The organism is Phenylobacterium sp. (genome assembly GCF_030645195.1).
Lineage (GTDB): Bacteria > Pseudomonadota > Alphaproteobacteria > Caulobacterales > Caulobacteraceae > Phenylobacterium.
The window spans coordinates 1-20,373 of sequence record NZ_JAUSLW010000016.1 but is presented as its reverse complement, the minus strand read 5'-3'; the positions used below and the strand labels follow the sequence as shown (position 1 = coordinate 20,373).

Genomic DNA, 20,373 nt, shown 5'->3' with positions numbered 1-20,373 from the left:
GGCGAGCCGGGTGCGGTGTCCTGGGGCGGTCACAGTTCCAGGAAGCTTCCCTTGCGCCTCGCCCTGCTCGCCCTGCTGCTGCTCACCGCCGCGGCGCCCGCCCTCTACCCCGCCGGCGACCTGTCGCTCGGCAAGCCCAAGGCCCGGATCGTGGTGGAGGAGTACGCCTCCCTGAGCTGCACCCACTGCGCCCACTTCAACAACGAAATCTTCCCGGCCTTCAAGGCCAAGTACGTGGACACCGGCAAGGTCCGCTACGTCCTGAAGGAGTTCATCACCGAGCCGGCCAATGTGGCCGCCGTGGGCTTCATCACCGCCCGCTGCGCCGGGGCGGCCAGGTACTTCCAGGTGGTGGACGGCCTGTTCCGCCGCCAGGCGGAGATCTACGAGACCCAGCAGCTGCGCCCGGTGCTGCTGGACGTCGCCAGGCAGGCCGGCCTCAGCGAGGCCCAGGTCACCGCCTGCGTCGCCGATCCCGCCAACCGCGCGGCCCTGGAGGCCCGGGTCGACGCCGGCATCGCCCGCGGGGTGGACGGCACGCCGATGTTCTTCGTCAACGGGGTGAAGGTGGAAGCCGGCGTCATCTCCCTCACCGACCTCGACGCCGCCATCGCCGCGGCGGGGAAGAGCAAGCGCTAGCCTGCTGACACCTCCTGTCATCAGGGCGCCCTAGCCTTCCGGGGCCATGCACCCTAGATTCGACCTCATGCCTCGTCCCCCGAAGTCCGCCCCCGCTTCCGGCGTCGCCGACATGTCGGCGGTGTTCGACTACGACGAGTCCGCGGGCCCCGTGGCCTGGATCCCGCACCGGCCCGACCGGCCGCAGAAGTCGGAGGGGGGCAAGCGGTTCAAGCTGGTGAGCGAGTACGAGCCGGCCGGCGACCAGCCCACCGCCATCGCCGACCTGGTGGCCGGTCTGGAGGGCAAGGAACACGACCAGGTGCTGCTGGGCGTCACCGGCTCGGGCAAGACCTTCACCATGGCCAAGGTCATCGAGCAGACCCAGCGCCCGGCCCTGATCCTGGCGCCCAACAAGACCCTCGCCGCCCAGCTCTATTCGGAGATGAAGAGCTTCTTCCCCGACAACGCGGTGGAGTTCTTCGTCTCCTATTACGACTACTACCAGCCCGAGGCCTATGTGCCGCGGACCGACACCTATATCGAGAAGGACAGCTCGATTAACGAGCAGATCGACCGGATGCGCCACTCGGCCACCCGGGCGATCCTGGAACGCGACGACGTCATCGTGGTGGCCAGCGTTTCCTGCATCTACGGCATCGGCTCGGTGGAGACCTACTCCACCATGACCATCCAGCTGGAGGTCGGCCAGCGGGTGGACGAGAAGCAGCTGATCGCCGACCTGGTGGCCCTGCAGTTCAAGCGCAATGACGCGTCATTCGAGCGCGGCGCCTTCCGCCGGCGCGGCGACACCATCGAGATCTTCCCGGCCCACTACGAGGACCGCGCCTGGCGCGTCAGCCTGTTCGGCGACGAGATCGAGGCCATCGTCGAGTTCGACCCGCTGACCGGCCGCAAGACCGCCGACCTGCCCAGCATCAAGCTCTACGCCAACAGCCACCACGTGACCCCGCGCCCGACGCTCCACCAGGCGATGATCTCCATCAAGGCCGAGCTGAAGGAGCGGCTGGAGTGGATGATCGCCAACGGCAAGCTGCTGGAGGCCCAGCGGCTGGAGCAGCGCACCACCTTCGACCTGGAGATGATCGGCGCCACCGGCTCCTGCGCCGGGATCGAGAACTACAGCCGCTACCTCTCGGGCCGCCGGCCGGGCGAGCCGCCGCCCACCTTCTTCGAATACATCCCCGACAACGCCCTGCTGTTCGTCGACGAGAGCCACCAGAGCGTGCCGCAGATCGGCGGCATGTACCGGGGCGACTACCGCCGCAAGTTCACCCTGGCCGAATACGGCTTCCGCCTGCCGTCGTGCCTGGACAACCGCCCCCTCAAGTTCGAGGAGTGGAACGCCATGCGGCCCGACACCATCTGCGTCTCGGCCACGCCCGCGGCCTGGGAGCTGGAGCAGTCGGGCGGGGTGTTCGCCGAGCAGGTGATCCGCCCCACCGGCCTGATCGACCCGCCGGTGGAGATCCGCCCGGTCTCCAAGGACAACCACAGCCAGGTGGACGACGTCATCGCCGAGGTGCGCGAGACCACGGCCAAGGGCTACCGCTCGCTGATCACCGTGCTCACCAAGAAGATGGCCGAGGACCTGGCCGAGTACATGCACGAGCAGGGCCTGCGGGTCCGCTACATGCACTCCGACATCGACACCATGGAGCGGATCGAGATCATCCGCGACCTGCGCCTGGGCGCCTTCGACGCCCTGATCGGCATCAACCTGCTGCGCGAGGGCCTGGACATCCCCGAGTGCGGGCTGGTCGCCATCCTCGACGCCGACAAGGAGGGCTTCCTGCGGTCGGAGACCAGCCTGATCCAGACCATCGGCCGGGCGGCGCGCAACGTCGACGGCAAGTGCATCCTCTATGCCGACCGCATCACCGGCTCCATGGAACGCGCCATGGCCGAGACCTCACGCCGCCGCGAGAAGCAGGCCGCCTACAACCTCGAGCACGGCATCACCCCCGAGAGCATCAAGTCCTCCATCAAGGACATCCTGGCCTCCCCCTACGAGAAGGACCGGGTCACCGTGCCGGTGGGCGTGGCCGAGGACTCCAAGCCCTTCATGGGCGACAACTTCAAGACCACCCTGCGCGACCTGGAAAGCCGCATGCGCCAGGCCGCCGCCGACCTGGAATTCGAGACCGCCGCGAGACTGCGCGACGAGATCAAGCGGCTGAAGCTGATGGACCTGGAATTCGCCAACGACGCGCTGACGGCGCCGGGGGAGACGGTGGACCGGACGGCGGTGAAGAAGGTGCGGGCCGAGGCGCGGGCCGAGGCGGCCGAGCGGTTCCGGAAGGGGAAGCGGTAGGGGGGGCTAGGGCGTCCCCATACAGCTTGCCGCAGTCGAGGAAACGATTTGGGCTGAGTTCGCCTAGGAGGACTTCGGCTTGAGGTCATCCAGCAGATAGAGAAAGTCAGCATGCTTTTTCGGCTTCAGCCTTTTTAGCACTGCATCACCCAATCCGATGATAGTGGCTGAACCACGCCCGCCGATCATACGAAGCATCGCCACAGTTCCTTGCAGCCGGTCAACATCCTCACGGCTCGGCGAGTCCACATAGTTCATCGAGTGAAACCAGCCTCGCATCGCATTGAGAGTTTCCCGACTTAGACAAACTCCATCCTTCCCAATTTGAACTCCCGTCACTTCTTTCCTTTGATTTGGCCCCATGTACTTGGTCTTTTGTTCGTTTGGGACGAAGGCAGGGCCAATCAGACGAGTGACTTCGGTTAGAAATTGATCGGGAATTCGCTCACTTGAGGAGAACGTAAGGTCATCTGCATATCTAGTGTACACAATATCGAACGGCGCACAGAGCGTTTGAAGCGCTATATCGAATGGTTGGAATACGATGTTCGCTAGCGCCGGACTTGTTGGGGCTCCTTGCGGAAGCTCGTCGTCGAAAGTTGTTAACAGAGATAACTCGACAGCTGCACGTTCTTCATAACCTAGGTTAATGAATACCTGTTCAACCATCCTTCGTTTTATGGAAGGGAAAAAATCTCGAATATCTACATTGAGAATATGCGTCGCGCCCACATGACGCTTCGCATTATCAACGAAACTTCTACCGCGCACAAAACCATATGCATGATCTGAAATTTCGACGTTCGATAATACAACGTCCAGCAACCACCATTGCATCACTTTAAGATAGGTCCTCGGAGCGGATATTATCCGAACACCCCCTGACCTCTTATTAATTGGGAATTGTCGGTAATTCCGCCTTGGAGAAGTAATTACACTCCATCCGAGTTCAGGTGAAATTCCAAGATACGTCGCGATATCCTGCACACTAGTAAGATGCGGCATCTCATGATGCGGTGGGGGCAGCACGACTTTTTCAAAAGCTACACGCTCTCTTAGAGCCGTCGTGACGAAATCGATGAACGCAGGGTGAGCGATTAGAGGGTAGGTGCGGAGCGACACGTTATACCAACCTCAAGGTTGCTTTGAGCGCGCGGTTAGGCTGTGGTCCCGGTTGCGGCTGGGTCCGAAACCGGGACCACAGCCTAACCGCGAGCACTTTACGCCAGACCAAAACACCTATGACTGCTGCTTCAGCGGCCAATCGCGAGCGTCGCTCCGCCTGCTAAGGCTACGCTTCCGAGTTTCTTTGAGCAAGTACAACCGCCGGGCGTCCAATTGTAGGCGCAAGCCCGCCGCGCCGAGGTATCTGTCCCCCGCTCGGGTAAGCATGTAGCGGCGCCCGGTGTACATCCATGCATATTTTTGGGCCACTAGCCGATCAATGTGGGCCTTTACATCAGGCTTAGGGGGCCTCTCCTCTAAGTCTGGCGGCTCAAGACGCTCATAGGCCTCAACAATATCTGACAACTGCCCAGGCTGAGCCAACCTAATGGCAAGCAACAGCAAGATATCGTCGATTTGGTAGCTACCGGCCATTGTTAACGAGCCTCATCATGACCTTGTCATGCGCTCGACGAACAAACGCCTCAACGTGACCGATGACCTCTCCTTCATTCTCAAGGTCACACCACGCTATAGATGCCCCATTATTTACGGCCATCCGGAACGTTCCAAGGTTTATGTAACTTTGATCTTTGCGATACTTCTCATTTGCGATCACAAGAAGCTTCCGACAAAAATCTTCTCGGGTTGACCACGCACCGAGTTCGCAAAATGAACCAACACTTGCAGGAATTATTATCACAGCGTCACAGTCGCCCAGCATGGCAATTTCAGCAATTGCAGCACTTGTTTGAGAACCGAAATGCTCTTCGGCCATCTCGTTAACACCGCGATGCTCACCGAAAACTGCCTGATGCTGAAATTTTTCTTCAACGATCGTCTTGATTGCGAGCCGAAGGCGGGTGGCTGCAGATTGCTCACTCAGCTCTGCATCAGTCCAGGTCTTGTCTATAAATGGGCCAGCAACGAACACGCTGAGCTTGGCCGCTACGCGTTTGGCGGCAAGATTCAACGACGTGCGTTGGATGGGTGTCGTTATCGGTCGATCTTGGATCGCCACGCTGTCTCATCATACTCGGCCAGTCGGCAGCAATACCGACAACCTGGGCAGTGTGGAGTCGTAGTCTCGTTAACGCAACCGTCGGCACGACAGTGGACTGGGCAACGCCCCTACAACCCCGCCAACCAGTTGATCACCAGCGCCTGGAGCGTCAGCCGCTTGTCCGACCAGCCGTGGTCCGTCGCCACGTGGAAGTCCTGCACCCTGGTCCCGCCCGCCGCATGGATCGCGGCGATCAGGCGCTCGGCGTCGGGGGCCAAGCCGTCGTCGCTGTGGAGGACCAGGAGGCGGGTGGTCTTCAGGCCGGGGCCGAGCTGCTCCAGCCGCCAGGCCTCGCCGCCGGCGATCAGTTCCTCGGCCATGCTCTGGCCCGTGGCGCCGGCCAGGGTCTCGCGGTTGGCGTCCATGGCGGCGGCGAGGATGGCGGGCGCCGCCTTGCCCGACACGCCGCGCTGGCCCATGTCGGCCGCCGAGATCAGGATGGCGCCCAGCAGGGCCGGGTCCTTGGCGGCGGTCTCGGCCGTCACCCAGCCGCCCATGCTGTGGCCGGCGATGGCGATGCGCTTGGGGTCGACGCCGAGTTTCGTGGCGTTGGCCGGGTCGCGCAGATAGGCCAGCACGAACTTCGCATCGATCAGGTTCTGGCCGAAGCTGAAGGGCCCCGGGCTGCCCCAGGAGCCACGATAGTTGAAGGTCACCGCGTTCCAGCCGGCGCGGCGCACGGCCTGGGCCAGGTCGAGGTTCTTCTCGTTGCCCGGCAGGCCGTGGAGGATGACCAGGGTCGGGTGCGGCCCCGGCCCTTGCGCAGTATAGACCAAGCCGTTGATCGCCACCCCGCCGACGGGCACGTGGATCACCTCCATGCGGGCCTTGGCCCTGGCGTCGGGGGCGGGCTCGGAGACGACGGCGGGGGGGAGTTTCGTCGAGACCGTCTGGGCGGCGGCGGGGACGGCGGCCAGGGCCAGAACGGCGGCGAGCAGGATCGGGCGCATGGGGCGGGGTCCTTGGTGAGCCGTGACGATGGCGCGCCTCACCTCAAGTGTCATCCCGGTTTCGCGCAGCGAAGACCGGGACCCAGAAGCGCCGATTTCTCCGGCACGCCCCGCGCGTTTAGGTCCCGCACTTCCGCGCCTGCGGCGCTCCATGCGGGATGACACCCGTGGGGATGGCGCCCCGTGGGGATGACACCGTTGTTGGTGATGACAGCTTGAGAGCTACCGCCGCGTGACGCGCCAGCCGCCGCCCACGCGCTCCGTGGTCCAGGCGACGCCGTCCCAGTCGGTGAAGTTGAGGATGGTGTCGGGGTGGCCGGCGCCGCCGCCCTTGGGGCTGTGGAAGAAGCGGCCGCCGATCCACTTGGCCGACCAGCACTCGCCGCCCCAGGTGCGGTAGTCGATTTGGTCGTCGGCGTGGCCCGCGCCCTGCTCCGGCTGGTGGAAGAAGTTGTCGCCCTGCCAACTGGCGCGCCAGCGGGAGCCGTCGCAGGTGGTGTAGGGGATGGCGGCGACCGTCTGGCCCGGCTGCGGCTGGGCCTGGGCCTGGGCGGCGAGCGCCAGGATCGCTGCGGCCGCGAGGATTTGCGCGCGCATGGTTGGTCTCCCTGAGCTGCAGCTCGACCGTATAGGTTGCGGCGGCGGGGGCAAGGGCGAGCACCTCCGCCGCTCATACCCCGCCATCCCCCAGCCCCGTCATCCTAGGCCTTGTGCCTAGGACCCCTCTCTCAGTGTTGCTGAGCCGCAGGATGATGCTTAGAGTTCCCGTTATGTTCTTTAGCGCCGAGGCGCAGACAGAGGGGTCCTAGGCACAAGGCCTAGGATGACGGGGGGGTGAGATGCGGCGCGACGCCTATATCGCCGTCTACATCATGACCGACCGGATGCGCGGGACGCTCTATATCGGCGTCACCAACAAGCTCACTCGCCGCATCTACGAGCACCGGGAAAGCATCTATCCCGGCTTCACCAAGACCTACGCCCTCAAGCGCCTCGTTTGGTACGAGCCCTTCGAACTCATGACAAACGCCATCCAGCGGGAGAAGTCGTTGAAGCGTTGGCCACGAGATTGGAAGATCAACCTGATCGAGCGGGAAAACCCGCATTGGGACGACCTTTATGCGGGGATCATCTAGCGGCGCTCCCCACCCCCACCTTCGTCATCCTAGGCCTTGTGCCTAGGACCCCTTTCTCGGCTGTTGCTGAGCCGCCGGATGATGCGCAGAGGCCCCGTTGCGTTCTGGACCGCCGTGGCGCGGACAGAGGGGTCCTAGGCACAAGGCCTAGGATGACGGGCGGTGAGGTTGGGGGTGGCCGCCCCTACGCCTTCGCCATGTTGATCACGTGCATCTGGGTGAACTCGGCCAGGCCTTCTTCGCCCAGCTCCGTCCCCACGCCCGACAGCTTGGCGCCGCCGAAGGGGATGTTGGGGGCGAGGTCGGCGTGTTTGTTGATCCAGACCGTGCCTGTGTCCATGCGGCCGGCCAGGTCCATGGCCTTGTCGAGGTCCTTGCTCCAGACCGAGCCCCCCAGGCCGTAGGAGGAGTTGTTGGCGCGGGCGAGCGCGTCCTCGCCGTCGCGGATCTTGATCACCGGCAGGACCGGGCCGAACTGCTCCTCGTCCACCAGGCGGGTGCCGTCGGTGATGTCGCGCACGATGGTGGGGCGGATGAAGTAGCCCTTGCCCTCCGCGCGCTCGCCGCCGGCGATGACTTTGCCCTGGGTCTTGGCCTCGGCGATGATCCCCAGCACCTTCTCGAACTGGGTCTTGTTCTGCAGCGGGCCCATGGTGGTGCCCTGCTCCAGGCCGTCGCCCACCACGGCGGCGTCGGCCAGCTTGGCCAGCTCGTCGCACATGGCGTCGTAGATGCTCTCGTGGACATAGGCCCGCTTGATGGCGATGCAGACCTGGCCGGAGTTCTGGAAGGCGCCGGCGAAGATCTTGCCCGCCGCCGCCTTGGGGTCGTTGTCCTCCAGCACGATGGCGGCGTCATTGCCCCCCAGCTCCAGGGTGACCCGCTTCAGCGCCTCGGCGGCGCCGGCCATCACCTTCTTGCCCGTCTCGGTGGAGCCGGTGAAGGAGACCTTGCGGATGTCGGGATGGGCGGTGATGGCGGCGCCCAGGTCGTTGGCGTCGGCGATGACGTTGAGCACGCCGGGCGGCAGCAGGTCCTTCACCAGCTCGGCGATGCGCAGAGTGGAGAGGGGCGTCGTGGCCGCGGGCTTGAGGATCACCGTATTGCCGGCCAGCAGGGCGGCGGGGACCTTGAAGGCCATCAGGATCAGCGGGAAGTTCCACGGCACGATGGCCCCCACCACGCCCAGCGGGCGGCGGCGGCTGACCACGCGGCGCGTCTCGCTGTCCTCGATCACCTTCTCCGGCAGGTCCAGGCTGGCGAAATAGCGGAAGAAGGCCGCGGCCCCGAACACCTCGCCCATGGCGTCGGCCAGCGGCTTGCCCTGTTCCTGGGTCAACAGCCGGGCGAGGTTCTGCAGGTCGCCCTGGATGGCGTCGGCCATGGCGACCAGGGCCTTGCGGCGTTCGTCGATGGGGGTGTCGCGCCAGGCGGGGAAGGCGCGCTTGGCGGCGGCCACAGCCTGGTCCAGCTGGGCCTTGGAGGCCCGGGCGCAGACCGCCAGCTCGGTCTCGGTGGCCGGATTGATCACCGACATGGTGGTCTCGCCGTCCACCAGCTGGCCGTCGATGAGGAGCTTGAACGGGCCCATGGAAACCTCCCAGATTGTGATTGGGCCGAAAGATGCGCCGGTGACGCTAGGCCAATCAAGGGGCGGCCGAGGCCATCTGGCGCCGCTTCTGCACATCGCTGCCCGAACGTCCCGGTTTGGAGCGAAAACCATGGTCAGTCGTGTCGCGCGTACCCGTCCCCGCCTGGTGGAAGCCGAGGCCATGAACGTCGTGGCCCTGCAGGCGCCAGCGCCGGCGCCGGTCAAGAAGGCCCCCGAGCCCAAGCCCGAGACCCTGGCCGAGCAGATCCGCCGGCTGCAGTCGGAGGCCAAGGCGCTGGCCCGCGGCCACATCGACGCCCTGAAGGACGCCCTGCTGGAGGTCGAACGCCTGGCCGCCGAGATCGGCGAGGGCGGCGACGTCTATCCCAACGGGGTGCGCGAACTGGCCCGCCGCTTCGCCAGCGAGACCGACACCAAGGTCCAGGCCCTGATGGCCATCGTCGCGCGGTCCTGACCGCATCCAATTCCCAGGTCCGGCGTTAGGCCTCGTGCTGGGGCTCCCCGGCGGCCGAGCTGGGGATTGAACCGATGACCGACACCTATTCGCGCGTGCTGATCGCCGCCTTCGCCGCCGCGGTCATGACCGTGGTGGCCATGGCCGGGACCATGGTCGCCGCCTCCCAGCCCGTGGCCTTCGGCCAGGGCCTCAGCCAGTCCTCCCAGGGCCGCTAGAGCCTGTCCGTTTCAGATGGACTCATCCGAAACGGATAAACAGGCTCGCCCTCCTATGTTTAGAGCGTGACGGGCGCCTGAACCGGCAGCCACTTCAGGCTGTCACGCTCTAGGCCGCCTCGAGCGTCCGCTCCAGGGCCGCGAAGAGCAGGGCCGCCTCCAGGGGCTTGGGGACGAAGTCGTCCATCCCGGCGCCGATATATTCCGCCACCTGGTGGGCCATGGCGTTGGCCGTGAGCGCCACGATCGGGGTGCGCGGCCGCCCCAGCCTGGCCTCCTCGTCGCGGATTTTCCGCGTCGCGGTGGGACCGTCCATCACCGGCATCTGCACGTCCATCAGGATCACGTCCCAGGCGCCCGCGCGCCAGGCCTCCACCGCCTGGGCCCCGTCGGAGACCATCACCGGCTCTATGCCCGCCTGGTGCAGCAGGGTCTGCAGCACCAGCTGGTTGATGATGTTGTCCTCCGCCGCCAGCACCCGCAGGGGCGGCAGGGTTTCCGGCTCGGCCTCGGCCGCGGCCGGCCCCTGGACCGATCCCGCCTGCGCCGGCGCCATGGGCAGGCGGGCGATGAAGGTGGTCCCCTCCCCCTCCACGCTGACGGCGCCGATCGCCCCGCCCATCAGCTCGCAGAGCTCCCGGCAGATGGCCAGGCCCAGACCGGTGCCGCCGTAGCGCCGCGTGGTGGAGGCGTCGGCCTGCTCGAACTTGCGGAACAGCCGGTCGAGCTGGTCGGGGCTCATGCCGACACCGGTGTCGGAGACCTCGACGCAGAGGTCGCCGCCATCCCGGGCCAGCCGCACCCTGACCTCGCCGGACGGGGTGAACTTCAGCGCGTTGGAGACCAGGTTGTAGATCACCTGGCGCAGGCGGGTGGAGTCGCCGAGATAGGCGCCCCGCGCCTCCGGCTCCACCACCAGGTTGAAGGACAGGCCCTTCTTGTTGGCGATGGCGGTGAAGGCCGCGTGCGCCCCCAGCGCCAGCTCCTCCAGGTCGAAGGCCGCCACCTCCAGCTCCAGCTTGCCGGCCTCGATCTTGGAGAGATCCAGCACGTCGTTGAGGATGGCCAGCAGGGTCTCTCCCGACTGGCGCACCACGTCCAGGCGGTCGCGCTGCACCGGCGAGAGCTCATCGCGGGCCATGGCCTGGGCCATGCCCAGCACCCCGTTCAGGGGCGTGCGGATCTCGTGGCTCATGGTGGCCAGGAAGGTGGACTTGGCGCGGTTGGCGGCCTCGGCCTCCTCCTTGGCCTGGACCAGGGCGGCCTCGGCCTGTTTGCGGGCGGTGATGTTCTGCAGGGCGCCCAGCAGCCGCAGGGGCGCGCCGGTCTCGTCGCGCACCAGCTTGACGGTGCAGGCGACCCAGACCTCCTTCCCGTCCTCGCGGGCGACGCGGTACTCGGGGAAATAGGGTTCGTCCTTCTCCACCGCCCGGGCCCAGGGCGCGGCGATCAGGGCCCGGTCCTCGGGATGGATTGTCGAGCTGGTGTCGGCCGCCAGCTCCTCGAAGGTCAGGACGCGGCCGAAGATCTTGGCCATGCCCTCGTCCTGGACCAGGGTCCTGTGCTGGTAGTCCAGTTCCCAGACATGCAGTTCGGCGATCTGGGCGGCCACCTGCAGGCGCTGCTCGGAGCGCTCGGCGGTCTCCACGGCGCGGACCAGGTCGGTGACCTCCAGGGCCGCGCTCACCACCCCGCCGATCTCGCCCGCCTCGTCCCGCCAGGGGGTCATCTCCAGGCAGACCCACTTGGCCAGGCCATCGGGGGCGATGAGGCGGACCCGGTCGATCCTCAGGGTCTCGCCGGCCAGGCAGCGGTCGTGGGCGAGGCGCAGGCGCGTGAACAGCGACGGATTGAAGTCGGCGATCTGGCGGCCGAGGATGTCGGGCGCCGCCATGCCGCTCTCCTGCAGGAAGCGCCGGCTGACCTGGAGCAGCCGCATATCGCGGTCGGTCATCATGATGGCCGCCGGGGCGGTCTCCACCATGGCGGTGAGATGGGTCTGGCTCTGGCGCAGGGCGGACTTGCCCTCCACCAGCATCTGCTGGGCGCGGGCCTGCTCGCAGGCGTCGGCGATGACCCCGGCCAGGTTGTCCAGATTGGCCGCCAGCCCCGCGTCATGGGGACGGGTCTCGGTCCCGACCACGGCGAGGACGCCGATCACCTCCCCGTCCGACAGCCGCACGGGCGCGCCGGCGCAGAAGCGATAGTGGGGCGGGCCGCTGACCAGGGGATAGGCCGCCATTTCCGGATCCAGGCGGGCGTCCTCGACCCAGACGCACTTCCCGGTCGCCCGGACGCGGTCGCCCAGCGGGTCGGCGGCGGGGGTTCGCCCTTCGGGATCGTGGCTTCGCCAGACGCCCTCATCGCGGGCGATCATCAAGCTGACCCCGACCTTGCCGAACAGGGCGTCGGCCAGCTCCGCGGCGCGGGTGAACACCGGCTCGTCGCCGGTCATGCCGAACGGCGGTCCGACGGGATTCGACGGGCTGAAGGCGGGACTGGCGAACTGGGGCATGCACGAAACCTGGGGACGACCGGTCGCCTAACCTAGGTCGGATGGTCGACATGGGGCGCGCGAAGCCCCTCTTGCGGCGATTCGCCTCAAGGTCCGGGTTGCGTCTCCGGGCGCGCGAAACCAAGCGTCACCGAATGCACGCGCTGGTGGTCGGCTGGGCGAACAGGCGCGGAATCCCGGTTGGAAAGGGGGTTCCCAGCCCCTCCTCGTCACGCCCTAGCCCACCAGGTCGCCGAACTCTTTGCTGCGGCGCAGCCACGCCGCCGCATAGCCGCAGATCGGTGTGATCTTCAGCCCCTTGGCGCGGACGTCGGCGCTGAGCGCGGCCATCAGGCGGCCGGCGGCGCCGGTCCCCCGCAGGGCCGGCGGACTTTCCACGTGGTCGAGATAGAGGCGATCCCCGCTCAGACGATAGTCGGCCCAGGAGGTCTGGCCCTGCTCGTCCATCTCGTAGCGGTCGCCGGTGTCGCGAAGCTCGGTCATGGCGCCATCATAACCCGCTCGCGCGCCGGATCGATCCCGCTCGAGCGCGCCAGGGCGAAGTGGAAGCCGGTTCGCCCGTCCGGCGCGCTCTCACTTCTTTGAAATTAGAGCCTTTTTCAACGGGTCACTTTTCACGTGACCCTAAAAGGCTCTAGCGTTCGCGAATTCGTGAGCGGGAGAGAGCGATGCGTTGGACCGTGGGATTGGCCGCCGTGGCCGTGCTGGGACTGAGCGCCTGTAACAAGCCCGCCGAGAAGAGCGAGGGGCAGACCGCCGCCCCGGCCTTCGTCCCCTCCCAGACCCCGCCCAAGCGCAAGCCGGGCCTCTGGGAGCAGCGGGTCGCCACCGGCGACTTCGTACAGGTCAGCCGCGTCTGCCTGGACGAGACCACCGACGCGAAGATGAGTTTCTGGGGCGCCCAGGCGACCCGGGACATGTGCGAGAAGAACATCTTCTCCGCCCGCGTGGCCGGAGGCTACCAGTTCAGCTCGATCTGCGACATGGGCTCGGGCGGCAAGACCACCACCAGCGGCACGGCGACGGGCGACTTCAATTCCAAGTACCTGATCCAGGCCGAGAGCTCGACCGTCGGCGCCGCCGCGCCGCAGATGAACGGCCTGCGCAAGCTGACCATCGAGGCGGCCTGGCAGGGCGCCTGCCCCGAGGGCTTCAAGCCCGGCGACATGGCCCTGCCGGGCGGCGTGAAGATCAACATGCTGGACATGGCGGCGGCGCCGACGGCGCCGTAGCCCTTCAATCGGTCAGCCCGGCGAAGGCCGGGATGCGCGGCGTTTCAAATGAGCTCCACCGCCACCGCCGTGGCCTCGCCGCCGCCGATGCAGAGGCTGGCGACGCCACGCTTGCCGCCGCGGGCCTCCAGGGCCGAGAGCAGGGTCGCCAGGATCCGCGCCCCGCTGGCGCCGATTGGGTGGCCGAGCGCGCAGGCGCCGCCGTTGACGTTCAGCTTGGCGCGATCCAGGCCCAACTCCTGCTCGGCGATCATGGCCACCACGGCGAAAGCCTCGTTGACCTCCCACAGGTCGACGTCGGCCACCGACCAGCCGGCCTTTTTCAGCACCTTCCGCATCGCCGGGACCGGGGCGGTGGTGAACAGGCCCGGCTCATGGGCGTGACCGGCATGGCCCGCCACACGGGCGACGATCTTCATCCCCAGCCGGCGGGCGACCGACGCCCGGGTCATCACCAGGGCCGCGGCCCCGTCGCTGATGGAGCTGGAATTGGCCGCGGTGATGGCCCCGTCCTTGGCGAAGGCGGGCTTGAGCGTCGGGATCTTGGCCGGGTCGGCCTTCATCGGTTGTTCGTCGGCCTCGATCAGCACCACGCCCTTGCGGCTGACCACCTCGACGGGGACGATCTCGCGGGCGAAGGCGCCTGTCTCGGTGGCGCGCCTGGCCCGCGCCAGGCTCTCGATGGCGTAGTCGTCCATGGCCTGACGGGTGAACTGGTAGGTCTTGGCCGACTCCTCGGCGAAGGAGCCCATCAGGCGGCCGGGCTCGTAGGCGTCCTCCAGCCCGTCCAGGTACATGGAGTCCGACACCACATCGTGGCCGATGCGGGCGCCGCCGCGGTGCTTGGCCAGCAGATAGGGGGCGTTGGACATGCTCTCCATGCCGCCGGCGATGATGATGTCGGCGGAGCCGGCGGCCAGGGCGTCATGGGCCAGCATCGCGGCCTGCATGCCCGAGCCGCACATCTTGTTGACCGTCGTGGCCTCCACCGACAGCGGCAGGCCGCCGCCCAGGCCCGCCTGGCGGGCCGGCGCCTGGCCAAGGCCGCCGGGCAGGACGCAGCCCATGATGATCTGTTCCACAGCCTGGGGATCGACCCCGGCCCGCTCCACCGCCGCGCGGACGGCGGCGGCGCCGAGCGCTGTGGCCTTGACGGGCGAGAGGTCGCCCTGGAAGCCGCCCATGGGCGTGCGGGCGTAGGATGCGATGACGACGGGATCGGAGGTCTGGGTCATGATCTGCATATATCCCTCCCACCCGGCCATGGGGAGGGGCGGTGGGCTCAGACCTCGAAGGTCTTCTCGATGAAGCCGCCGCCCAGCACGCGGTCGGGAACCTCGGGGTCATAGAGGACGCAGGCCTGGCCCGGCGAGACGCCGTGCTCGGGCGCGTCGAACACCACGCTGATCACGCCGTCCCTCAGGGACAGATGGGCCGGCAGGGGCTCGGCGGTGGAGCGGACCCGGGCGAGGACCGGCAGGGCGGCCTGGCAGGCGGCCTCGATGGTGGCCTGGTCGCCCAGCCAGTTGGTTTCCTTCAAGGCGCAGCCGGCGGTCAGCAGGGCCTCGCGCGGTCCGACGATCACCGCGCGGGCGTCGGCGTCGATCTTCACCACGAACAGGGGATCGCCGACGGCCACGTTCAACCCCCGGCGCTGGCCGACGGTATAGCGGGTGACGCCCTCGTGACGCCCCAGGACGCGGCCGTCCAGGTGGACGATGTCGCCCGCCTCCGCGCCCTGCGGGCGCAGGCGGTCGATCACCGTGGTGTAGCGGCCTTCCGGCACGAAACAGATGTCCTGGCTGTCGGGCTTCTCGGCGATTGCCAGGCCGAGTTCCGCGGCGGCGCGGCGCACCTCGCTCTTGTGCAGGGCGCCGAGGGGGAAGCGCAGATAGTCCAGCTGCTCGGCCGTCGTGGCGAACAGGAAATAGCTCTGGTCCCGGGCCGGATCGGCGGCGCGGCGCAGCTGCGCGCCGGCCGGGCCGACCTCGCGGCGGACATAATGGCCCGTGGCCATGGCTTGCGCGCCCAGATCGCGGGCCACATCCAGCAGGTCGCGGAACTTCACCGTCTGATTGCAGCGGATGCAGGGGACCGGCGTCTCGCCCCGCAGATAGGCGTCGGCGAACTCCTCGATCACCTGTTCCTTGAAGCGGCTCTCATAGTCGAGGACGTAGTGCGGGATGCCGATGGCCTCGGCGGCCGAGCGGGCGTCGTGGATATCCTGACCGGCGCAGCAGGCGCCCTTCTTCTGGATCGCCGCCCCGTGGTCGTAGAGCTGCAGGGTCACGCCCACCACATCGTAGCCGGCCCGGGCCAGCAGGGCGGCGGTGACGGTGGAGTCCACGCCGCCGGACATGGCGGCCACCACGCGCGCGCCCACAGGCAGGCCGACGGCGGCGCGGGCGGCTTCCACGGCGTGGTCGGCGAAGAGGACGGGGGCGTTCATGGCCCCCTATGTAGCGGGTCACACGGGGTTTTGCGAGATCGCGACCTGGTCGCAAGTGTCGGCAAGGGGAGCCCAAGTCGTCGCGAAAGGGTGATATCGCGCGAGGGGCGAGTGGTGTAAGATAGGTTAATCACCGCGAAGTAACCAACACCGCAGGGTGATCAAGAGACACTTCGCTAAGTGAGTCTACGCCGCCTCTCAAATGGTGGAGCCCCGATGAAGCAGTACCGGTTATATGTCCTGAACCCTGAAGAACGCGTCGCGGCAACGTGCGAGGCGCCCTTCCCGGACGACATCACGGCCCTGAAGGAGGCCACCGAGATGCGCGCGGATCAATTCGCCGTCGAGGTCTGGATCGGCGAACGGCTGGTGGGCCGGGTGGGCGGCGAGTTCTCGCTGTAAAGACCCGCTCATCCCGGCGAAGGCCGGGACCCAGGTCGTAAGTCCCGGTCTGTGACCGATGTCCTGAAAGCGGGCGATGAATCTGGATCCCGGCCTTCGCCGGGACGAGCGGATGGGGTGTGCGCCCGCTCTATCTCAGGACGTTGAGCAGCGACGAATTCTGCAACGACAGGAAGACCTGGGCGGCCGCCTGCACGGCGACCCCGGCCTGTTGCAGCGCCGTGGCCGCCTCGGCCGGGTCGGCGTCGGTGATGTCCCCGATCATGCCGGCCAAGCTATTCTGACGGTTGTTCAGGTCGTTCTTCACCGAGGTCACCCGGGTCTGGACCATGCCGTTCTTGGCGGTGTTGTTGATCAGGTCCTTGCCGATGGTGTCCCAGGTGGTCAGGATTCCCTCCAGATAGATGCGCTGGTTGTCGGTCAGGTTGCCCTGGAAGGGGCCGTCGACCCCCTCTTGGAAAGTCTGGAAGTCCTTGAACGCCGTCATCAGGTCGGTCCCCAGCTTGTCGGCCAGCAGGCCGGTGGTGACGGTGGTGGAGTCGTCGACCTTGGCATCGGTGATGAACTGGTCGTTGTGGAAGAAGTCGGAGATCACGGTGGCCGGGGCGGTCAGGTCGCTGAGCGCGGTGGCGGAGACCGGCAGGGTGTCGATCTGGCCGCCGGCGAAGACGTACTTGCCGCCGTAGCGGGCGTTCAGGCCGTCGACCGCGTTGCGGAAGAAGCCCTGGACGTCCTGGATCAGGGTGTCGGCCCGGCCGCTGGCCAGGGCCTGGGCGATGGTTTCGCGGGTGCTGGCGGCGGAGTTCGAAACCTGGCTGAGGGCGAAGTCCTGGGTGGTCAGCTTGTCGGTGATCAGCTTGTTTTGCTCGAGATAGCCGGAGAGGCGCGCGTCGATGGACTTCATCGCCGTCAGCATCTCGGCGCTGCGCGAGAAGGCCTTGAGGTCGGCCCCCTTCTTCTGGGTGGCGACCCGGTTGCCGGCCTCCATCTGCCGCTGCTGGGCGGACTGGATGTTGGCGAGGACGGCGCTGTAGTTGCCTGTGGTCGAGACGCGATTCATATGATTTCGCCTGGGCTCAGATCATGTTGGTCAGGACGTCGAACAGTTCCTTGGCCGCCTGGATCATGCGGGCCGAGGCGTTGAACGCCTGTTGATAGGTGGTGAGGCGCACGAGCTCCTCGTCGAGATTGACCCCTTCCACCGACTGCCGGCGGGCCGTGGCCTCGGTGGCCACGGAGTCGGCCGACTGCTTGCGGGTGTCGGCGGCCTGGGCGCGGCGGCCGATGGAGCCGCCGAATTCCGCGGCGTAGCGCGAGACGGTCATATTCACCGCCCCGAGCTCGCCCGCCGCGCTGAAGGCGGTGGTGACGTCCCCGGCCATGGCGAGGCTCAGGGCGCCGCGGCCGTCCCCGGGACGCAGCGACGCGGCCGGCGGCGTGAGGGACAGGTCGAGCTTGCCGAGCGCCAGCTTCATCGGATTGGCGTTGAGCCCGGCATCGACGCTGAAGCGGCCGGCGCGCGGGGAGCGTTCGCCGGTCCCCAGGCCGAAGAGCTGGCTGATGGAGACCCCGCCGAGGCCGTGCTGGGTCTGGTCCTTGGTGACCGAGACCTGGATGTCCAGCGTGCTGTTGCTGCCGAAGGACATCTTGCCGTTCGAATCCAGGCTGAAGGCGCCATAGAGCCCGACGCCCGAGGCGCTGGAGTTCATGGCGTTGAGCAGGTCCTGCATGGAGCCGGCCGGCGGCACGGTGATGCTGATGTCGCGGATCGGACGGCCGTCGGCCTGGGCCAGGCTGAGCGTGATGACGTCGCCGGGATTGAAGCCGTGCTGGTCGGTGACCTTCAGGCCGGTGTCGTAGTTGGTGACCCCGGTCGAGCGGATCATGTCGTTCAGACCGAAGAAGTGCGAGAAGGCTCGGCCGGCCTTCATCGACGTCCCCTCGTCGATGGCGATCCCCAGGCCGGCGCCGGCCGTCAGGCTGAGCTTGCCATTGACGAAGTCGGCGGTGGCCGCGCCGCCCAGGGCCGCGTTGAGGTCGGCCTTGAAGTCCCCCGTGAACGGACCGCCGGGATTCATGGTCTGGGCGTCGAAGTCGATGGCCACCGTGTTCTGCACGACGCCGGCGGCGTCGACGATGGCGATGGTGGCCTGACCGGTGAAGCCGGCCACGGCGGTGGGCAGGTCCAGGCCGGTGTCGCGGCCGGTCATGACCTTGGGGGCCGGCACCGAGGAGTTGGCGTTGTGCGCGGCGTTGATCTGCTCGGTCATCCGGCTGACGAATTCGCCGAGCTGGTCGGCCAGGCCCGGCAGGGTGTCGTCGCGCAGATCCATCAGGCCGCGCAGGTCGCCGCTGGTGATGGTGATCGGCTGGACCTGGCCGACCCCGCCGGTGGGCTCTATGGCGATATAGGAGGTAGTGGTGTCGGTGCGGTTGTAGCTGAGCTTGGCGGCTGCATCCCCGGCCAGCATGAAGCCCTCCGCCGACCGAATGTTGACCCCGCCCTGGTTCCGCTGCTGGATCTGCACGTTCATCAGGTTGGCGAGCTCGTCGATGAGCTGGCTCTGGATGTTGGCCGAACCCGAGGCGTCGGCATTGGCCAGGTTGGCGCGGCTGATGTCGGAGTTCAGGCGGTTGATCTGCTCCAGCAGGTCGTTGGCCCGGTCGATGTCGGCCTTGGCCTGGGCGTCCACCGTCTTGCCCAGTTCATTGATATGGGTGGTGATGCGGCTGGCTTCGCTCAGGAAGTCGCCGACATTGCCGATGGCCTGGCTGCGCAGCAGGCTGGAGGACGGGTCATCGGCCGCCGCGGAGAAGGCGGCGTAGATGCTGTCCATGCGCGAGAAGAAGAAGTTGCTGCTGGAGGGGTCGCCGAACAGGCTCTGGGCGTTGTCCAGATAGTCCGACACCGTGCCCCAGCGCGCGGCGTCCGAGGTGGCCGACAGGGTGGCCAGTTGCAGGTACTGGTCGGTGATCCGTTTGACGCCGGAGATCTCGACGCCCATCCCCATCCCGCCGACCACCAGAGGCTTCTGGTCGATGGTCTTGCGGACGTAGCCGGAGGTGTTGACGTTGGCGATGTTGTCGGAGGTCGTCCGCAAGCCACCCTGGGCGGCTTGCAGACCCGACGCTGCGGTCTTCAGGGCGACGGTCAGGGACATCTCTTAACCCTCCGCCCGGCAAAGGCTGACGCGTGACCCGGCCAAATCTGCCGGTAGTCTGGTGAACGCTCGCGCGTAGGGCCGGAATTTCATCAGCATTTTCAATGTGGTCCCTTTGGGGTCCCGATAAGCTCGGATTCAGGGGCGCAAGAGCGGCGCCAGTTGGCCAACCCCGCCAAACGGCCCTCGGCGCGAGGGGCGGCAGGGACGACCTATCGACCCCGGGCGGCCCGGCAAAAAGCGCCGCCGGTGGGGTCACGCGCTCGGCGGCGATCTCCTATTTTACCCTTTTATTTCAATATCTTGATGGGTTTCTCCGAGAGTGGCGCGGAGGTTGCTGAGAAGGATGGGAACGAACGCGGCGCAGCAGGCGCCTCCCTCAAGATCGTCCTACCGGACAGCCGGGACCCCATGACCGCGTCGCCCATCAACGCTCCGTCCGCCCTGAACGCCGCCGCCGCTCCCGGTGTGGCGCTCGGCCTGTTCGGCGCGGGCCTGACCGCCGCGACCCAGGGCCCCCTGGCCGGCTTCGACGCCCTGCTCGCCGCCTTCTTCGGCGGCCAGGCAAAGGCCGAACCGGGCGCCCCGGCCGCCCTGGGCGCCGCCAAGACCGGCGATGCGGCCAAGACGGACGCCGCCGCGCTGACGGACGCCAAGGACAAGGACGCCGCCGACGAAGCCGAGACCCTCGACACCCCGGCGCTCTCCACCGACGCCCAGATTCTGGCTGCTCTGCTGGCCCAGCCCATCGCCCTGGCCCCGGCGGCGGTCGCGACCGCCGCGGTCGAGCCCGAGACCACCGAGGCGCCCCAGGGCGGAGCCACCGCCGCCTTCGCGCCGCAGCTTCCCGATCAGACCGCCGTGGCAGCCCAGGCCGCCCTGGCGGCCCAGGGCGCCAAGACCGCTGACGCCGTCACGGCCCGCGCCGCCGTCGCGGCGGACGCCGCCCAAGGCGACGCCGACGCGGCCGAGACGCCCACCAGCGCCAAGGCCGGCGTCGCCCAGACCGCGGACCTGGCGCCCGCCGATGCGCCGCGCACGGCCGCCCGTCCCGCCGCGCCGCC

18 protein-coding genes and 1 pseudogene are annotated in these 20,373 nt (G+C 67.3%); 8 read left to right on the top strand and 11 right to left on the bottom strand.

The window, feature by feature from the left end; translation table 11 throughout:
- Positions 1-51 precede the first annotated feature (51 nt).
- Together Q7T09_RS01385 and uvrB are read left to right on the top strand one after the other, a co-directional pair.
- Positions 52-639 carry a thioredoxin domain-containing protein gene (locus Q7T09_RS01385; RefSeq protein WP_304697170.1) on the top strand — a complete coding sequence of 196 codons (588 nt, stop codon included), beginning with the start codon at positions 52-54 and terminating at the stop codon, positions 637-639.
- Between the two features lie 67 nt (positions 640-706).
- Positions 707-2,953, top strand: coding sequence for an excinuclease ABC subunit UvrB (uvrB, locus tag Q7T09_RS01380; RefSeq protein ID WP_370689184.1), 2,247 nt, complete (start codon positions 707-709; stop codon positions 2,951-2,953).
- Positions 2,954-3,016: 63 nt separating this feature from the next.
- On the opposite strand, the gene Q7T09_RS01375 is transcribed toward uvrB, so the two are convergent.
- From Q7T09_RS01375 to Q7T09_RS01360, 4 genes are all read right to left on the bottom strand, one after another.
- Entirely contained in the window at positions 3,017-4,075 is a 1,059-nt protein-coding gene (locus Q7T09_RS01375; RefSeq protein ID WP_304697169.1) for a retron St85 family RNA-directed DNA polymerase, read from the bottom strand.
- Positions 4,076-4,541: 466 nt separating this feature from the next.
- Positions 4,542-5,138 carry a hypothetical protein gene (locus Q7T09_RS01370; protein WP_304697168.1) on the bottom strand — a complete coding sequence of 199 codons (597 nt, stop codon included), beginning with the start codon at positions 5,136-5,138 and terminating at the stop codon, positions 4,542-4,544.
- A 110-nt stretch (positions 5,139-5,248) separates the two neighbouring features.
- Positions 5,249-6,130 (bottom strand): S9 family peptidase, encoded by an 882-nt coding sequence (locus Q7T09_RS01365; RefSeq protein WP_304697167.1) that lies wholly within the window; start codon positions 6,128-6,130, stop codon positions 5,249-5,251.
- A gap of 222 nt (positions 6,131-6,352) precedes the next feature.
- Positions 6,353-6,727, bottom strand: a complete 375-nt coding sequence (locus tag Q7T09_RS01360) for a hypothetical protein (protein ID WP_304697166.1) — start codon at positions 6,725-6,727, stop codon at positions 6,353-6,355.
- A gap of 242 nt (positions 6,728-6,969) precedes the next feature.
- On the opposite strand from Q7T09_RS01360, the gene Q7T09_RS01355 reads away from it, so the two are divergent.
- Positions 6,970-7,266 (top strand): GIY-YIG nuclease family protein, encoded by a 297-nt coding sequence (locus tag Q7T09_RS01355; RefSeq protein WP_304697165.1) that lies wholly within the window; start codon positions 6,970-6,972, stop codon positions 7,264-7,266.
- Positions 7,267-7,450: 184 nt separating this feature from the next.
- Here the strand turns inward: Q7T09_RS01355 and Q7T09_RS01350 are convergent, their stop codons facing one another.
- Entirely contained in the window at positions 7,451-8,857 is a 1,407-nt protein-coding gene (locus Q7T09_RS01350; RefSeq protein ID WP_304697164.1) for an aldehyde dehydrogenase family protein, read from the bottom strand.
- A 130-nt stretch (positions 8,858-8,987) separates the two neighbouring features.
- Between Q7T09_RS01350 and Q7T09_RS01345 the strand changes: the two genes are divergently transcribed.
- Positions 8,988-9,332: a hypothetical protein gene (locus Q7T09_RS01345; RefSeq protein WP_304697163.1), complete on the top strand. Its 345-nt coding sequence runs from the start codon at positions 8,988-8,990 to the stop codon at positions 9,330-9,332.
- 74 nt (positions 9,333-9,406) lie between these two features.
- On the top strand, positions 9,407-9,550 hold the full coding sequence (locus Q7T09_RS01340) for a hypothetical protein (RefSeq protein WP_304697162.1): 144 nt from the start codon (positions 9,407-9,409) through the stop codon (positions 9,548-9,550).
- A gap of 109 nt (positions 9,551-9,659) precedes the next feature.
- Here Q7T09_RS01340 and Q7T09_RS01335 read toward each other — a convergent pair whose 3' ends face one another.
- Together Q7T09_RS01335 and Q7T09_RS01330 are read right to left on the bottom strand one after the other, a co-directional pair.
- On the bottom strand, positions 9,660-12,065 hold the full coding sequence (locus tag Q7T09_RS01335) for an ATP-binding protein (protein ID WP_304697161.1): 2,406 nt from the start codon (positions 12,063-12,065) through the stop codon (positions 9,660-9,662).
- 216 nt (positions 12,066-12,281) lie between these two features.
- Positions 12,282-12,548, bottom strand: a complete 267-nt coding sequence (locus Q7T09_RS01330) for a GNAT family N-acetyltransferase (protein ID WP_304697160.1) — start codon at positions 12,546-12,548, stop codon at positions 12,282-12,284.
- Positions 12,549-12,733: 185 nt separating this feature from the next.
- Here Q7T09_RS01330 and Q7T09_RS01325 point away from each other — a divergent pair, with 185 nt between their 5' ends.
- Positions 12,734-13,297, top strand: a complete 564-nt coding sequence (locus Q7T09_RS01325) for a DUF3617 family protein (RefSeq protein ID WP_304697159.1) — start codon at positions 12,734-12,736, stop codon at positions 13,295-13,297.
- A 44-nt stretch (positions 13,298-13,341) separates the two neighbouring features.
- On the opposite strand, the gene Q7T09_RS01320 is transcribed toward Q7T09_RS01325, so the two are convergent.
- Both Q7T09_RS01320 and mnmA read right to left on the bottom strand, forming a co-directional pair.
- Positions 13,342-14,532 carry an acetyl-CoA C-acyltransferase gene (locus Q7T09_RS01320; protein WP_304697180.1) on the bottom strand — a complete coding sequence of 397 codons (1,191 nt, stop codon included), beginning with the start codon at positions 14,530-14,532 and terminating at the stop codon, positions 13,342-13,344.
- A gap of 47 nt (positions 14,533-14,579) precedes the next feature.
- Positions 14,580-15,746 carry a tRNA 2-thiouridine(34) synthase MnmA gene (gene mnmA, locus Q7T09_RS01315; protein ID WP_304697158.1) on the bottom strand — a complete coding sequence of 389 codons (1,167 nt, stop codon included), beginning with the start codon at positions 15,744-15,746 and terminating at the stop codon, positions 14,580-14,582.
- Positions 15,747-15,962: 216 nt separating this feature from the next.
- On the opposite strand from mnmA, the gene Q7T09_RS01310 reads away from it, so the two are divergent.
- Entirely contained in the window at positions 15,963-16,148 is a 186-nt protein-coding gene (locus tag Q7T09_RS01310) for a hypothetical protein (RefSeq protein ID WP_304697157.1), read from the top strand.
- 130 nt (positions 16,149-16,278) lie between these two features.
- Here the strand turns inward: Q7T09_RS01310 and Q7T09_RS01305 are convergent, their stop codons facing one another.
- Positions 16,279-17,208 carry a flagellin gene (locus tag Q7T09_RS01305; protein WP_304697156.1) on the bottom strand — a complete coding sequence of 310 codons (930 nt, stop codon included), beginning with the start codon at positions 17,206-17,208 and terminating at the stop codon, positions 16,279-16,281.
- A 16-nt stretch (positions 17,209-17,224) separates the two neighbouring features.
- Positions 17,225-19,309 carry a flagellar hook-associated protein FlgK gene (gene flgK, locus Q7T09_RS01300; protein ID WP_304697155.1) on the bottom strand — a complete coding sequence of 695 codons (2,085 nt, stop codon included), beginning with the start codon at positions 19,307-19,309 and terminating at the stop codon, positions 17,225-17,227.
- Between the two features lie 411 nt (positions 19,310-19,720).
- On the opposite strand from flgK, the pseudogene Q7T09_RS01295 reads away from it, so the two are divergent.
- Positions 19,721-20,373, top strand: a pseudogene (locus Q7T09_RS01295) (hypothetical protein); the annotation flags it as partial.

Excerpts from the sequence above, each read along its gene's own strand:
- uvrB (WP_370689184.1), top strand. The coding sequence starts at position 707 with ATGCCTCGTCCCCCGAAGTCCGCCCCCGCTTCCGGCGTCGCCGACATG.
- Q7T09_RS01365 (WP_304697167.1), bottom strand. The coding sequence starts at position 6,130 with ATGCGCCCGATCCTGCTCGCCGCCGTTCTGGCCCTGGCCGCCGTCCCC.
- Q7T09_RS01360 (WP_304697166.1), bottom strand. The coding sequence starts at position 6,727 with ATGCGCGCGCAAATCCTCGCGGCCGCAGCGATCCTGGCGCTCGCCGCC.
- Q7T09_RS01355 (WP_304697165.1), top strand. The coding sequence starts at position 6,970 with ATGCGGCGCGACGCCTATATCGCCGTCTACATCATGACCGACCGGATG.
- Q7T09_RS01350 (WP_304697164.1), bottom strand. The coding sequence starts at position 8,857 with ATGGGCCCGTTCAAGCTCCTCATCGACGGCCAGCTGGTGGACGGCGAG.
- Q7T09_RS01345 (WP_304697163.1), top strand. The coding sequence starts at position 8,988 with ATGGTCAGTCGTGTCGCGCGTACCCGTCCCCGCCTGGTGGAAGCCGAG.
- Q7T09_RS01340 (WP_304697162.1), top strand. The coding sequence starts at position 9,407 with ATGACCGACACCTATTCGCGCGTGCTGATCGCCGCCTTCGCCGCCGCG.
- Q7T09_RS01335 (WP_304697161.1), bottom strand. The coding sequence starts at position 12,065 with ATGCCCCAGTTCGCCAGTCCCGCCTTCAGCCCGTCGAATCCCGTCGGA.
- Q7T09_RS01330 (WP_304697160.1), bottom strand. The coding sequence starts at position 12,548 with ATGACCGAGCTTCGCGACACCGGCGACCGCTACGAGATGGACGAGCAG.
- Q7T09_RS01325 (WP_304697159.1), top strand. The coding sequence starts at position 12,734 with ATGCGTTGGACCGTGGGATTGGCCGCCGTGGCCGTGCTGGGACTGAGC.
- Q7T09_RS01320 (WP_304697180.1), bottom strand. The coding sequence starts at position 14,532 with ATGACCCAGACCTCCGATCCCGTCGTCATCGCATCCTACGCCCGCACG.
- mnmA (WP_304697158.1), bottom strand. The coding sequence starts at position 15,746 with ATGAACGCCCCCGTCCTCTTCGCCGACCACGCCGTGGAAGCCGCCCGC.
- Q7T09_RS01310 (WP_304697157.1), top strand. The coding sequence starts at position 15,963 with ATGAAGCAGTACCGGTTATATGTCCTGAACCCTGAAGAACGCGTCGCG.
- Q7T09_RS01305 (WP_304697156.1), bottom strand. The coding sequence starts at position 17,208 with ATGAATCGCGTCTCGACCACAGGCAACTACAGCGCCGTCCTCGCCAAC.
- flgK (WP_304697155.1), bottom strand. The coding sequence starts at position 19,309 with ATGTCCCTGACCGTCGCCCTGAAGACCGCAGCGTCGGGTCTGCAAGCC.